Source organism: Candidatus Moraniibacteriota bacterium (assembly GCA_035390125.1).
Taxonomy (GTDB): domain Bacteria; phylum Patescibacteriota; class Minisyncoccia; order Moranbacterales; family GWC2-37-73; genus DAOOTD01.
In genome coordinates, this window is the sequence record DAOOTD010000001.1 from 300,724 (window position 1) to 313,998 (window position 13,275).

Here is a 13,275-nt window from a genome sequence, read left to right on the forward strand (position 1 = left end):
ATTTATTTCTTTGCAGATAAAATTTTATTAATGGCATCCTCATCTTTGCACTTATAGGCATTATCCGGAGAATAAAACCTTTTTTTTGGTCCATAGCAACCACCATTAGTTTTATCTAACACACCAAAAAATGGCATTAAAAAACCCATATTTTGTGAATTAAACTTATTATATAAATTTTGCAAAGTTTCGGCTCTTTTTTCCTTGGTCATTCTGGCAAAAATATCCAAATCATCCGAAATTATTCCAGACCAATCAAGATGCAATAAAACATTTTTAGCTTTACTGGCAAAATTTTCATGCCACAAAAGCGCCCAGCAACTCCCTCTTCTAGAAAGACATGGACCGTCTTCAATATTGCCGTCAGAATCAATTCCTACGCCACCCTCGATATAATCGAAGAGTTTAAGATAATTAGGATCAGTTATGCTTCCAGTTTGTGCTCCGATAACAACATTAACCCCCTTTTTCTTAGCATAATCACGAATATCTTTTATTATTTTAGGGGCATAATCCTTGTCTCCACTTTCCTGCATATATATCTGTCCGAAAGTAAAGCTTTGCACGCCCAGATCTATAGCTTTATGTGTTATATATTCAATATAATCACGATATTCTTTACTGGCAAAATTAGGCTTGCAGGTATGTTCACCCCAGGTATTTTCACTACCATCCCTGCACATCGCTTTAAAATCAAATTCCCTGCCTATTTCATTTTTAAAATATTCATCACGATAATCAATAGCTTCTGCAATAAACATTCCGTAAACCACATCCTTTTTTGTAATCTGGCTCATAACATAATCAACAGTAGTAAAATCCGGTGGCGTCAGCCAGGTTTCAATAGCTCTGTGCAGATAATAACAATTGGAACGGTTTATAAGTTCAATAAATTTTTCGTTCTCAGGATTATATTCCGAAAGAAGCCCATCCGCCACACATCCTTGTTTTTTCAGACGTTCCATATCTACCGGCTTGGGCTTTGGACGATGGATAACTATAGGATTTTCGATTATTTTAGATTTTCTGGCTGTTTCTTCTTCAGCAGCTTTTTCTTCCGCAACAATTCTAGCCGCCGCTTCTTCCGCTTCTTTTTTTATTTTATTTTCACGCACAAAGAAAAAAATAACGGCTGTAAAAACAACAACCACTAGTAAAGATGACAAAAATATTTTTTTCATCCCGTCAGACATATTTTTTATTTATATGCTTTGGATTTATTGAGAATTATGTCCTTTATGATAAACACGCTTTTGCCTGAAACTTTCATCTTTGGTTTTTTCTTTTTATCCCTTTTTTCCGCTTTTATTTTTGATTTTTTCATAAAAATCTATATATATTAATTATACAATTTTCAACTGAATTTTCTCACAATTAAATATAAAATGCAAAATAAAAAAGCACACCTTATAAAAACCAAGGCATGCTTATCTTTTTTAAAATAATAATATTTTTTCCAAAAATTTTAAAGCCCGGCTTTCGTGTCAGACATCTCTGTTTCACTGAAATCAGTAGAACTCATCGAACCAATTTGATTATCTAACTGCTCTAATTCATAGTCAAAATCAACAGGAAGCTGAGATATTGAAACGGGTTTTTCTGTTTCTGCCTGCACATTTTGGTTTGTTGTTGGCGCCTCCGGCAAAGATTTTGAAGTATTGTTTTCGGACTGTGTTATTTTCTCTTCTGTCACAACATTCTGAACTTTAGCATTTTTTTCTCCCATAAAATAAGAAACTATTGCAATCAAAATCACAACTATAGTGACTAGTATGCTGATAACAACAAATGGCCATTTTTGCTTTGATGTTTTAGGAAAATTTTGATTTATTGGTCTTATGTCCATAAAATTTTATTTTTCAATTAATTAATTTGATTGCTTTTGATTCTTTATTTCCAGTATATCCTGCTTGATGACATTTTTTATATAATTGCGAATTTCGTCATCGCCACTTTTGATATTTTTTAAAAGCGTCCTGGCCTCTACTAATTTTACTTTTACTTCAGAATTAGTATGATCACAGGCATAATTTTTTATTTCATTCAACTTATTCAAAAAAGCCGTATAATCACTTTTGAGCTTGCTGATTTTATTGTTAAGTGTTGAAACATCAGATTTAATATCAGTTAAATCATATCCAAGAGCTTCTAATTTAGTTATCATTTTATCTAAACGCGACTTTATGTTTTCATAGGCAGGTATATGAAAATTTCTTCTTTCTTCGAATGTATTGATTCTATTTTCTATTGCTTTAGTGATTTTATCACATCTGGCCTGTGTAAGCGTGGAGTTCGAAATCTGACTACCTAAATTTTGAGAAATTCCTAGTGGATTTAAAGTAACTGCATGCGCTATTGAAAACGACGCTAAACCAGCAAAAAAAATGACCGCTAATAATATCTTTTTCATAAGCTTATTTTTAAATAAATTATACATTTTCATTATACAATATAAATAATAAATTGGCTATAAATGATTTTTTCGTAAATAAAAAAACACTTCACTGAGCGTTTTTTGGCACGGGATAGAGGAATCGAACCTCTGCCAACGGTTTTGGAGACCGCCGTACTACCACTATACGAATCCCGCATTGTCACTTTTACATGACAGGTTATTTCATTTCCTTGTGCAGTGTATGTTTTTTACAAAATTTACAATACTTATTCATTTCTAACTTCTCTTTGATCTTCTTCTTGTTGCGTGAAGTATAATATGTAATTCTTTTGCATTCGCTGCATTTCATCTTTACCAAATTTTCCTTAGTTTTTGTTGCCATAAAATTTTTATATATATAAAAAAAATTAAAAAATTATAAATTTCTGAGCCCAGAGGGAGAATCGAACTCCCGACATCATCCTTACCATGGATGCGTTCCGCCACTGAACTATCTGGGCGTCCATGGCTTTTTATTTTTCATTTTGATGGTGGGCAGTGAGGGATTCGAACCCCCGAAGGTACAAGACCGGCTGATTTACAGTCAGCTGCGATTGACCACTCCGCCAACTACCCTTTTTATATAAAGATTTTTCTATCTTTATGAGCCGACTAAGGGATTCGAACCCATAACCTACTGTTTACAAAACAGTTGCTCTACCATTGAGCTAAGTCGGCAATTATTACATTATTATCATTTTTTCAATCTTACGGATTCTAATTTTTGCTTTATAATGAGACGGGCTCAGCATCAGAACTTGTTTGAAACATTCATGCGAATCGCGAAAATTCTTACTTTCCAAATAATAATCACCCAATCTTTCATATGCTTCAATATCACGAGGATTTATTGCAATCCTTTTTATAAGAGCTTCTTCTAATTTGCTTTTCTCCTTATTTTCCATCTGCGGATTAGTTACAGCTTCACGAATTAAGGGACGAATAGGCTTCTCGTCTTGAATATTTTTGGGAAGTTTTTCTTGAATAATATTCTCCTTACTTTTGTCATTTTCTTTTATATCTTGTGATTTTTCTGTTTCCTGCTGTTCAATAATTTTGCGTTGCCTTTTCTCGTGTATGGAATGAAACCAGCTGTTACTTATATTATGGAATTTTAACGATAATAACTTGAATTTATGCATAAGTCTTTCTAAAATTTTCAGCATAAATTGTCCAACTGCAGAAATAACCATAGAAATTTTTCTCTTTGGTTTTTTTTCTCCTTCCTCTTTGGAATTTTCTTGAGCTGGAATCTGTTGGGCTTTACGGGAAAAAAATATTACAAGCACTGAAAGACTTATAATAATTACAATTGGTGGTATTATATAATTCAACATATTAATTAAAAATTAAGATTCAATTTATTCATTCAAAAATATTTCTCACTTTAATCCATCCTTTTTAACAACTGAAATTCCACCATCTTCCATTTTTATCTTAATATCTCCTGTTAGTACATTAAATTCCATAACTTCACCTTTGCCCTCTTTAACTGATATTTTGCTATGTATCTCAGGAAAACCTTCAAGCATTTGTTGGTATTGAGCAGCTTCATAAGAAAGACAGCACATTAATCTTCCACAAACTCCCGATATTCTTTCACTTCCACGATGGGCTACCTGTTGAATTCTGGCCATATCTATTGATATGCTTGGTAAATTACCGGAAAATCTTAAGCAACATAAATCACGTCCGCAAACTCCGCATCCGCCTAATTTTCTAGCTTCATCCCTTGATCCAACTTGATGTAAGCGTACACTGCGATGGAATATTTTAGAGAGATTTTTAACCAATTCACGAAAATCTATCCTTTCATCAGCTGTAAAAAGTACAATTGCGTTGCTTCCATCTAAACTTATATGAACGTCTACTAGCTTCATATTCAGACCCAGACGTTTTATTTCACTCTTGCTTAAATTTGCAATTTCATCTTTCTTTTCCTTATTTTTTGCGTATGTGCTAAGATCCCGTTCTGTTGCTTTTCTTAATATTGTTGTTCTTTTTTCTTCTAAAATATTACCTTCTTCTGGTTCAATGAGACCGATTTCATTACATGATTCCTCTTTAACTACTACCAAATCTCCGTCTTGTAGCTCTAAATCGCTATTGCATTGGCGGGCAGGTTCCCAACTATACACACGAACTGAATATGTATACATAACTTTTCAATCTTATATTGGCCTCGAAACTTTATTAAAAAGATTACAATTCAAAACGGATTATTTCTCCAACCTGTATATTCTCTCCTATCTTCCCTACTTTTTCAATAATCAATTCTCCTATCGTAATATCGGGATTTTTGACGAAAGACTGTGTCAAAAGAGCTGATTCTTCACGAAATTTTTTCTCCTTGCCTACCATTATTTTTTCAATCATTTCAGGGTTTTTGCCTTCCGTTATTAATTGGGCTTTCCATATTTCTTTTTCCTTATTTATGATTTCATCAGAAACATCTTCTGGTTTAATAAATTTCGGATTCATAGCAGTAACATGCATTGCAATATCTTTGGCCAGCTGTTTAAATTCTTCATTACGGGCAACAAAATCTGTTTCACAAAGAAGCTTTACTAATGAAGCTACACGATTATTTGAATGAACATAAGACGCAACAACACCTTCTTTAGCCTCCCTGCTAGCTTTTTTAGCAGCTTTACTTTCTCCTGATTTGCGAAGCAGTTCTATAACCTTTTCCTCATCCATACCAACCTCATCAATAGCTTTTTTTATTGCAACCACGCCTGCTCCAGTACGCTCTCTGATTTTTTTGATAAGATCCAACATATTTTTGTTTCATTTCTAATTCTTAATTCTTATTTTTAAGCTTCCAATATTGCTTTATATGCATAAGCAAGAATCAGGCGCAGTGATGATATAGCATCATCATTTGCAGGAATGGGATAATCTATGTTTTCTGGGTTTACGTTTGTATCCGCAATAGCAATAACAGGAATTCCCATCTTTTTAGCTTCAGCAATCGCTAAACTATCTTCCTTAACGCTTGCCGCAAATATAGCCCCGGGAAGTTCAGACATGTTTTTTATTCCACCCATTCTTTTTTCCATTTTTTCTAGTTCTTCAATTTTTTTCATCTGTTCGAATTTTGTATATTTCTTGAACTCTCCCTTGGCAAGCATAGCTTCATTGTCAACTAAATATCTTGCTCTTGTGCGGATAACTTTAAAATTTGTAAAAGTACCTCCAAGCCAGCGCTCACTAACAAAAGGCATGCCCGAAGCTTCAGCAACTTCACGCACTAAATTTTTAGATTGAATTTTTGTCCCTACAAAAAGAATTTTTTTTCCGCTTTTTTTAATGCTTTGTATGAATTCTAAAGCTTGTTTGATTTTTTCTTGTGTTTTCTCTAGATCTATTATGTTTATACCTTTTCTAGTCGTAAATATATATTCATCCATTTTTGGATTCCTTCGCGCTTTTTGATGTCCAAAATGAACACCATTTTTCATCATTTCTTCGAGACTGACTTCGATTTTTGATAAATCTAGTTTTGAAAAATAATTTTCTACAAATACATTTTCATTGGCTGTTGTAGTCACAGCTTGTTTTTCGTCATTTTCCATATTTTTTCCTTTTTATCGCACATAATACAAACCGAATGGCTGATATTGCGCGACCATCTACTTTTTCTTTAAAATTAGACAGAAAACGTGTCCGCAAAAATGCAAACAAGCAGGACCTGCCCCGAAAAAGTATGTTTTTTATTAATAATTAATCCTCATGATAGCTGAATTATATTTATTGTAACCTATTTAGCTTATTTTAAGCATATGTTTATAGTTTAACATAGCCTGATTGGCATGAGGATAAACACGCTATTCAGTATAGCAGAAACACGACCCTTGTCAATTTCATCTTTATATGCTAAGGTATTTAGGTACTCTTTTACCTATCTAATATTTAGGAGGGTATAAAAATTCTTAATTTTTGGGCCATTTTAAAATTATATGAAAAAAAATATTCATCCAGAATATCATGATAATGCCAAAATAATCTGTTCATGCGGAGCAGTACTTCATACCGGTTCTACCCAGAAAGAAATGCATGTGGAAATCTGCAGTGCTTGTCATCCTTTTTATACCGGTAAAAAGAAGGTGGTAGATGCTACCGGACGCGTTGACCGCTTTAAGAAATTAGCCGAAAAATCAGCTACCAAAAAAGCTGCTTCAAAAACAAAGAAGTCTAAAACTAAGAAAGATGAGGCAAAGAAAGCAAAGAAAAAATAAATTTTATAGCAAAAAAGGGAGGCCTTGGGCATCCCTTTTTATTTTTGCTGTTTAGCAAAATTTTACCTATTTTTTAGATTTTTTAACTCTTCTTTTTATTAAAATTTCCCTTCTGAAATTTGGCAGAGGAATAACCATGCCCCGACAATTTATAAACGGGTATTTATCATTTCTCCATGCGGTAACCCTTGCAATTCCTGTTGCTATTGCCATAAAATGCTACTTGTTTTTAAATAAATAGTTATTTAAATTACTGTTGCTTTATTTAAATTAAACTTATATATTGAATATATCCATAAATACAATAAAAATGAACATTTTTGTATTTTTGTATATTCGTAATAGATTTATAATTTCGTAGATTTATGAAAAATCAATTAGAATCGATAAAAAATGAATATGAAGCTATTACCGCCGAACTCAGCTCTCCTGAGATTCTTTCTGATCCGCAAAAAATGGCTAAACTCGGGAAAAGACAGTCAGAACTTCATGGAATCATGAATCTCATAGAACAGTTTGAAAAAATTCAAAATGATATGAAAAATAATGCAGAAATTATGAACACGGAAGAAGATGCAGAAATGAAACAAATGGCTATGGAAGAAAATATGGAATTAGTTAAACAAAAAGACAAGATTGAAAAAGAACTTGAAATGATACTGCTTCCGAAAGACCCAAACGATGAAAAAAATGTTATCGTAGAAATCCGCGGTGGCGCCGGCGGAGATGAATCAGCACTTTTTGCCGCCAGCCTTTTCCGAATGTATTCAAAATATGCTGAAAAAAAATCCTGGTCAGTTTCCGTGCTTAACTCTAATCAGACTGAGCTAGGAGGATTTAAAGAAATAGTTTTTGAAATAAATGGAAATGGAGTCTATAGCAAAATGAAATTTGAATCTGGAGTTCATCGCGTTCAACGCGTGCCAGAAACGGAAAAAATGGGACGCATACATACTTCAACCGCAACTGTTGCCGTTTTGGCCGAAGCGGAAGAAGTTGAATTAAAAATTGAAGAAAAAGATTTGCGAATTGATACTTTTTGTTCTTCCGGGCCCGGAGGACAGTCTGTTAATACAACTAAAAGTGCCGTGCGCATTACACATATTCCGACCGGATTGATTGTTTCTTGCCAGGACGAAAAATCGCAATTAAAAAACAAGGATAAGGCCATGAAAGTCCTGCGTTCCCGTTTGCTTCAGGCAGAGGAAGAAAAACAGGCCAAAGAGCTTGGAGAAGCTCGTAAAAATCAGATCGGAACTGGTGACCGCAGTGAAAAAATAAGGACTTACAATTATCCGCAGGATCGTATAACAGACCATCGTATTAAACAGTCATGGAGCAATATTGAAGGAATTTTAAGCGGTGATTTAGAGCCCATAATAAGCGCCCTACAGGAAGAAGATATGAAACTTAAAATGTCTGCAAAAATCTAAAGATTTTCAATTAAAATGACTATTAAAGATATAATAAAATTATATAGAAAACAACTGGATTTTTTGGATATAGAATTGATCCTCTCCTATTCCCTCAAAAAAACGAGGGAATTTGTTTTAACATATCCAGAATTTTTTATAACAAAAAATAAGAACTCATTAATTATGAAGTTAATTAAAAGGAGGATTGCACATGAACCAATTGCATACATAGTGAAACATAAGGAATTTTATGGTTTGGATTTTATTGTAAATAAAAATACCTTAATACCGCGTCCAGAAACTGAATTGTTAGTTGAGGAAATCATGAAAAATAATCCGAAAAATAAAACTATAGTTGATGTAGGAACTGGAAGCGGAAATATTATAATAACTCTGGCAAAAAAAATAAAAAACAAAAATAATTATATTGGAATAGATATTTCAAAAAAGGCTTTAGTGATCGCCCGACTTAATGCAAAGAGAATTAAGGTAGAAAAAAAAATAAAATTCTTTCAAGGAAATTTATTAGAACCGCTATTGAATAAATTTAAAAATAAGGAATTAATTATAATAGCCAATCTGCCCTATCTTTCAAAAAAAATATATTCCTCTGTAAGCAATGACATAAAAAAATATGAGCCTAAATCTGCATTGTATAGTCGCGAGAATGGATTAAGCCATTATAAAAAAATAATAAAACAGATAATTGAAATTCGCGAGAAACATAAACCAATAAGCCTTAATTGTCTGCTTGAATTCAGCCCAGAACAGAAAGAAAAACTTGAAAAATTAGCAAAAAATGCCTTTCCTGAAGCAAAAATAATTTTCACAAAAGATTTTTCAGGAAGATGGAGAATATGCAAAATTTATCTGTAAATATCAGGCAAAACTAAAACCCCGATACATCGGGGTTTTAGTTCGTTTATATCCTTAACTTACGATGAAGCTAAAGAATAAAAACTTAATCTAAAGAGTTATTTTTTCTTCTTTTTTGCAACTTTCTTTTTAGCAACTTTCTTTTTTGCTTTTTTAACAACTTTCTTTTTTGCTGCTTTTTTCTTAGCCATGAGTAAGTCACCTCCTTCTAGCAATTTTTGTTTTTATAAAACAAATTTTATTTTTATTATCGACTTCAAAAAAATATATAATATATTTTTTTCTTATCTATAATTATAACGCATATTTTTTAAAAAGCAATGCAAAAAAGTTATCCACAGGTAATAAATTTTGAAATAAAAAAATTATTAAAAAATAAATCTATACTTTTTGAATTTTTTTATTCTTAAAATACACATTTAAATAATTAATTACAAATCGGGTTATTAAATAATAAAAAAAATTAAAAAAATAATTTAATGTTTTGACATCTTTTTATTATTATAAAATTTTTTATTTTTTTATAGATCATCTCCTTAAGTTTAAATAAATTTATGTAAAAAATTTTTATAATTTTTATCTATTTTTGCCTTTATATTAGCCCCTAAATAGTTATTTTTGTCCAGTTGACGCTGATATAACGCTACTATACAATAAAAAGACTAGGGGAAGGATTTTTCCCGCCTTGGCGGGATGAAGCTTCAACGAAAGCGTCCTTTGACAATTAATTATCTAATAATCCCCACACCAATGGTGCCTGTAAAAATACTTAGGCTAGGTATATGAATTTTATTTTTTTATTAAATATTAATAAAAAAAGATACAAGCATTATTGGCGTGGGGATAAACTAGAAAGGAAGGTGACTTTATGAAAGAAAACACGCCGGAACAACCATCAGAGTTACAATCTGAAGACATTAAAAGATGGTTTCAGGATAACCTGCGCATTATTATAAGTATTATTATTGTTATGCTTATTGCTGGAGGAATTTATTCTTATTCAAAAAGAGAAGTGTCTAATATAGCAAACAACGATGAGTCTACAAAAAACATTGATATTGAACAAAATTCATCAGCTACCTTAAGCGGTGATCAGTCACAAACAACAAAGGTGACCGAGGCCAAAACAACAGTTTCTCCTGAAAATATGAGCAAGGAAACAGAGGATGCCTTTATTGAAACTGCAGTTAAAGGAGACGGATTGACTATTCTTGCCAGAAGGGCTGCCGCAAATTATCTTGAAAAAAATCCGGATTCAGCTTTAACCAATGAGCATAAGATCTATATAGAAGATTATTTAAGGAAAAATGTGGGACATAGCGGAGGAGTTAAGGTGGGAACTTCTGTTGAGTTCTCAAAAGATCTTATCCAAAAAGCTATCTCACAGTCTAAGAACTTAAACGAAAAACAGCTTCAGAATCTACAGAAATATTCCGCCCGCGTATCTTCGCTCTCATGATATTTAGCATAACGCGTGCTATTGCAAAACACAGCCGTTCTTTCCAGAAAAGGAAATCAAATTTCTCTTTCAATAATAAAACCCCGCAACTGCGGGGTTTTATGTTGACTTAGAAAATTTTTATATTTTATTTGAAGTTTTATTTTTGATTAATATTATCATACTCAACATAGCAATTACGAATAAAATAAACGTTGCTGTCTTTCCCACTGTTCTTGTATTAAGAGCAAGAATTGCAATAAAAACAGTAATTGCATAATAAAAAAAACAAATTTTTCTTTGTGACCATCCAAGTTCTATGAGCCTGAAATGTAAATGACGTTTATCGGCTGAAAATATGGAACTTTTTGATCTAATACGCTCGATTATTACCCAAAAAGCATCTATTACGGGAACTGCCATAATCAGTAGAGTGGTTGCTATTTTTGCGCCAGCAAAAACAGCTAAAACAGCCAGCATAAAACCCATAAATAATGATCCGCTCGTACCGGCTAAAATTTTAGCAGGATAAAAATTAAAAAACATCAGGGCTAATACACCTCCAACTAAAGATGCTGTAATTATGCCTATGGGAGGCTGGTTTACTTCAGGCCTAAGACTCAAAATAAATACCGCGGCTCCGCCTATCAATGTTATTCCTGAGCTTGCTCCATCTATTCCATCAATCCAGTTCATTGAATTTATTATAATCAACATCCAGGCAAGTATTATAAAAAAACCAATAAAATATTTAAGCTGTCCATCAAATAAAAAAATACCCCCGAAGGGATTAGTTATGTATTGAAGGCGCACACCCATAAAATATACAAAGAATATTATGGCTACCTGGAAAAAAAGCTGTATTTTCCAAGATATTTCTATCATGTCGTCTATAATTCCAAAAATTAATATAAATACTGAAGCAAAAAGTATCCCCTTCAATGGAGTAGTTATAACTAGAGCATTATTTAAAATAAGAGTTGCTATAAAGGAAATAATAAGTGCGACTCCCCCAAAACGAGAAATGTCGTGGTTATGTATATGCCGATCGGATGTTCGCACATCATTAAAGTTCTTCTTTTTATTTAATAAAACGAATAACACCAAAAAAGATGCTGATATTATAAATGAAATGATGAATGGAATTAAAAAAAATTGCATAATGTACTGATACTTTTACTTTTTAATTTTTTCTGTAACCCAAAATTCACCAAAATATTTTTTTATCATCATGCGTGTCTGAGATTCTACGGCTGGAACTGCCCCGAGAGTCGGTGCAATAATAGGAGCTAAAAACCACTGTAAAAACATATACACATACCTTTTCTTTGAATATTTTGCAGGACGTGGCGGCAAAAGAGAAAAGCTTAAAAACATTGAGATAACCAGACCAGTGGCAGCGAGAGTCATAAGATACCTAGTAATAAAAGGCAGGTTATGAGCAATTACACTTTGATTAAATTCAGATCCTCCTATTATTACTGGCAGCCATCCAAGGATTGCTAAAATAAAAGCTGAAGTTGCCCAAGACCAGTGACCTTCAATCATTTCAAATCCTGCTCTAATTTTTTTCGATAATTTTATTTTTTTGTCAGGCCAAATTGCCCGCATCAAAGTAGGAAAGTGTTCAATTCCATATGCCCATCGCCTTTTTTGTTTATACTGATTTTTTATTGTCTTCCAATAAGTTTCCGCTAAAACAGCATCTAAAGAAACAGGTAAATAAATAGGCTTTACTCTGTAATTTCCATGAAAATAAGAGAAGCATTTCCAGAAAATAATTGAATCCTCATTTATGATGTTTACTGGCCAGAAGTTTACTTTTACAAGTGTATCAAAAGCTTCGCTGTGAGAAGCAAATGTTACCATTTCAGAACGTGTGCTTTGGAACATATGCCAAAAAGAAGAACTAGTAACAATCACTCTAACAAAAGCATTGGTATCCCACAGATTATTATGATACATGGGCAAAGGCTGATAAGCCATCTGGAGTCGATCTGGACTAGTTATATATTCATAAGTCAAAGCAGCAAAATACTGCGGATGACTAACGCTATCACAGTCAAAATTAGAAAAAATAACACGCTTATAATCTATGCCCCGCTCATCTAGATAGATTTTTAATTTTTTGGCCGCATATGTTGCATTAGATGCTTTACATTTCATTTCACCTTCGACAACTTCATGGGTTGTGACTATAAAGTCACGAAAAACTCCCTTGAACTTATCTTTTAGGTAATTTACTTTTTTAAGCCTATCTTTTTCATTTTCCCTTTCCTCCGTAGCAAGTAAAATGATTATCTGCTGATTAGGAAAATTTCCTTCTGCAACAGACTGAATTGCTGGTTCTATTATTTCTGCTCCTTCATTGGCAGTGGGAAAAAGCACTACATGAATAATTTTTCTCCAATCTATTATTTCATTTCCGGATTTATTAATTAGTTCAACTTCTTTTTTGTATTTTTTTAATCTTTCAATCTCTTTTTTAACCTTGCGTCGTTCAAAGAAAGAATAAATTTCACTCAAACTGTCTTTATATAATTTTATTTTTCCTGAAATACTTTTAAGATACTCTTCGGCATTACCAATGTTTTGGCATCTTTCCCACCAATCAGTGCTTTTACCATTTTTAAATTTATTATAGGCAGCTATTGAATAATAAGTTATAAAAATAGTCCTTAGTATCCAATAAATATCAAACATTATTATAAAAACAGCCATCCAAACCGGCTTTATAAATGAAAGCAGAAACATCCCGATAAGAGTGGCCCATGTTAAAGAACCCGGAATAATCTCTAATATTCTTTGTATGCGATGATCACGTAAATCAGTTGTTTTAGGGTCAGGAAAATAAAAAATAGACATATGATC

Annotated in this window: 15 protein-coding genes and 4 tRNA genes; 4 read left to right on the forward strand and 15 right to left on the reverse strand. The window is 32.6% G+C overall.

All coding sequences use genetic code 11. The annotated features are described in order from the left end of the window. Positions 1 to 2: 2 nt before the first annotated feature. The 12 genes from PLR68_01540 to rpsB form a co-directional block, all read right to left on the reverse strand. Complete coding sequence (locus PLR68_01540; GenBank protein HOW60425.1) at positions 3 to 1,181, reverse strand: hypothetical protein; 1,179 nt, start codon at positions 1,179 to 1,181, stop codon at positions 3 to 5. A 284-nt stretch (positions 1,182 to 1,465) separates the two neighbouring features. Continuing rightward, the gene (locus PLR68_01545) at positions 1,466 to 1,846 is read right to left on the reverse strand and encodes a hypothetical protein (GenBank protein HOW60426.1); all 381 of its coding nucleotides are present in this window, start codon (positions 1,844 to 1,846) and stop codon (positions 1,466 to 1,468) included. 21 nt (positions 1,847 to 1,867) lie between these two features. Next, positions 1,868 to 2,410, reverse strand: coding sequence for a hypothetical protein (locus PLR68_01550; GenBank protein ID HOW60427.1), 543 nt, complete (start codon positions 2,408 to 2,410; stop codon positions 1,868 to 1,870). A gap of 106 nt (positions 2,411 to 2,516) precedes the next feature. Continuing rightward, a tRNA-Trp gene (locus tag PLR68_01555) sits at positions 2,517 to 2,590 on the reverse strand. Between the two features lie 22 nt (positions 2,591 to 2,612). After that, positions 2,613 to 2,777: a 50S ribosomal protein L33 gene (rpmG, locus tag PLR68_01560; protein HOW60428.1), complete on the reverse strand. Its 165-nt coding sequence runs from the start codon at positions 2,775 to 2,777 to the stop codon at positions 2,613 to 2,615. A gap of 46 nt (positions 2,778 to 2,823) precedes the next feature. Further along, positions 2,824 to 2,895: transfer RNA gene (locus tag PLR68_01565), tRNA-Thr, on the reverse strand. A 28-nt stretch (positions 2,896 to 2,923) separates the two neighbouring features. Next, positions 2,924 to 3,010 (reverse strand) — tRNA-Tyr (locus tag PLR68_01570). Positions 3,011 to 3,040: 30 nt separating this feature from the next. Then, positions 3,041 to 3,112 (reverse strand) — tRNA-Thr (locus PLR68_01575). Positions 3,113 to 3,117: 5 nt separating this feature from the next. Beyond that, positions 3,118 to 3,771: a tetratricopeptide repeat protein gene (locus PLR68_01580; protein ID HOW60429.1), complete on the reverse strand. Its 654-nt coding sequence runs from the start codon at positions 3,769 to 3,771 to the stop codon at positions 3,118 to 3,120. Positions 3,772 to 3,816: 45 nt separating this feature from the next. Beyond that, positions 3,817 to 4,593 carry a regulatory iron-sulfur-containing complex subunit RicT gene (gene ricT / locus PLR68_01585; GenBank protein HOW60430.1) on the reverse strand — a complete coding sequence of 259 codons (777 nt, stop codon included), beginning with the start codon at positions 4,591 to 4,593 and terminating at the stop codon, positions 3,817 to 3,819. 43 nt (positions 4,594 to 4,636) lie between these two features. Next, positions 4,637 to 5,215 carry an elongation factor Ts gene (gene tsf / locus PLR68_01590; protein ID HOW60431.1) on the reverse strand — a complete coding sequence of 193 codons (579 nt, stop codon included), beginning with the start codon at positions 5,213 to 5,215 and terminating at the stop codon, positions 4,637 to 4,639. Between the two features lie 35 nt (positions 5,216 to 5,250). Continuing rightward, positions 5,251 to 6,012 carry a 30S ribosomal protein S2 gene (rpsB, locus tag PLR68_01595; GenBank protein HOW60432.1) on the reverse strand — a complete coding sequence of 254 codons (762 nt, stop codon included), beginning with the start codon at positions 6,010 to 6,012 and terminating at the stop codon, positions 5,251 to 5,253. A 384-nt stretch (positions 6,013 to 6,396) separates the two neighbouring features. Here rpsB and rpmE point away from each other — a divergent pair, with 384 nt between their 5' ends. Next, complete coding sequence (gene rpmE / locus PLR68_01600) at positions 6,397 to 6,675, forward strand: 50S ribosomal protein L31 (protein ID HOW60433.1); 279 nt, start codon at positions 6,397 to 6,399, stop codon at positions 6,673 to 6,675. Positions 6,676 to 6,741: 66 nt separating this feature from the next. On the opposite strand, the gene PLR68_01605 is transcribed toward rpmE, so the two are convergent. Then, positions 6,742 to 6,888, reverse strand: coding sequence for a hypothetical protein (locus PLR68_01605; protein ID HOW60434.1), 147 nt, complete (start codon positions 6,886 to 6,888; stop codon positions 6,742 to 6,744). Positions 6,889 to 7,040: 152 nt separating this feature from the next. On the opposite strand from PLR68_01605, the gene prfA reads away from it, so the two are divergent. The 3 genes from prfA to PLR68_01620 all read left to right on the forward strand — a co-directional run bounded on the left by prfA (position 7,041) and on the right by PLR68_01620 (position 10,425). Then, entirely contained in the window at positions 7,041 to 8,108 is a 1,068-nt protein-coding gene (gene prfA / locus PLR68_01610; protein ID HOW60435.1) for a peptide chain release factor 1, read from the forward strand. Positions 8,109 to 8,123: 15 nt separating this feature from the next. Next, entirely contained in the window at positions 8,124 to 8,966 is an 843-nt protein-coding gene (gene prmC, locus PLR68_01615) for a peptide chain release factor N(5)-glutamine methyltransferase (GenBank protein HOW60436.1), read from the forward strand. Positions 8,967 to 9,834: 868 nt separating this feature from the next. Beyond that, on the forward strand, positions 9,835 to 10,425 hold the full coding sequence (locus PLR68_01620; protein HOW60437.1) for a hypothetical protein: 591 nt from the start codon (positions 9,835 to 9,837) through the stop codon (positions 10,423 to 10,425). A 120-nt stretch (positions 10,426 to 10,545) separates the two neighbouring features. Here the strand turns inward: PLR68_01620 and PLR68_01625 are convergent, their stop codons facing one another. Both PLR68_01625 and PLR68_01630 read right to left on the reverse strand, forming a co-directional pair. Continuing rightward, a complete protein-coding gene (locus PLR68_01625; protein ID HOW60438.1) occupies positions 10,546 to 11,565 on the reverse strand; it encodes an MraY family glycosyltransferase in 1,020 nt (339 codons plus the stop codon). Positions 11,566 to 11,580: 15 nt separating this feature from the next. Beyond that, entirely contained in the window at positions 11,581 to 13,269 is a 1,689-nt protein-coding gene (locus PLR68_01630; protein HOW60439.1) for a glycosyltransferase family 2 protein, read from the reverse strand. Between the last annotated feature and the right edge of the window lie 6 nt (positions 13,270 to 13,275).

Excerpts from the sequence above, each read along its gene's own strand:
- prmC (HOW60436.1), top strand. The coding sequence starts at position 8,124 with ATGACTATTAAAGATATAATAAAATTATATAGAAAACAACTGGATTTT.
- rpmE (HOW60433.1), top strand. The coding sequence starts at position 6,397 with ATGAAAAAAAATATTCATCCAGAATATCATGATAATGCCAAAATAATC.
- ricT (HOW60430.1), bottom strand. The coding sequence starts at position 4,593 with ATGTATACATATTCAGTTCGTGTGTATAGTTGGGAACCTGCCCGCCAA.
- PLR68_01620 (HOW60437.1), top strand. The coding sequence starts at position 9,835 with ATGAAAGAAAACACGCCGGAACAACCATCAGAGTTACAATCTGAAGAC.
- PLR68_01540 (HOW60425.1), bottom strand. The coding sequence starts at position 1,181 with ATGAAAAAAATATTTTTGTCATCTTTACTAGTGGTTGTTGTTTTTACA.
- PLR68_01625 (HOW60438.1), bottom strand. The coding sequence starts at position 11,565 with ATGCAATTTTTTTTAATTCCATTCATCATTTCATTTATAATATCAGCA.
- PLR68_01605 (HOW60434.1), bottom strand. The coding sequence starts at position 6,888 with ATGGCAATAGCAACAGGAATTGCAAGGGTTACCGCATGGAGAAATGAT.
- PLR68_01545 (HOW60426.1), bottom strand. The coding sequence starts at position 1,846 with ATGGACATAAGACCAATAAATCAAAATTTTCCTAAAACATCAAAGCAA.
- prfA (HOW60435.1), top strand. The coding sequence starts at position 7,041 with ATGAAAAATCAATTAGAATCGATAAAAAATGAATATGAAGCTATTACC.
- PLR68_01550 (HOW60427.1), bottom strand. The coding sequence starts at position 2,410 with ATGAAAAAGATATTATTAGCGGTCATTTTTTTTGCTGGTTTAGCGTCG.
- PLR68_01580 (HOW60429.1), bottom strand. The coding sequence starts at position 3,771 with ATGTTGAATTATATAATACCACCAATTGTAATTATTATAAGTCTTTCA.
- rpsB (HOW60432.1), bottom strand. The coding sequence starts at position 6,012 with ATGGAAAATGACGAAAAACAAGCTGTGACTACAACAGCCAATGAAAAT.
- rpmG (HOW60428.1), bottom strand. The coding sequence starts at position 2,777 with ATGGCAACAAAAACTAAGGAAAATTTGGTAAAGATGAAATGCAGCGAA.
- PLR68_01630 (HOW60439.1), bottom strand. The coding sequence starts at position 13,269 with ATGTCTATTTTTTATTTTCCTGACCCTAAAACAACTGATTTACGTGAT.
- tsf (HOW60431.1), bottom strand. The coding sequence starts at position 5,215 with ATGTTGGATCTTATCAAAAAAATCAGAGAGCGTACTGGAGCAGGCGTG.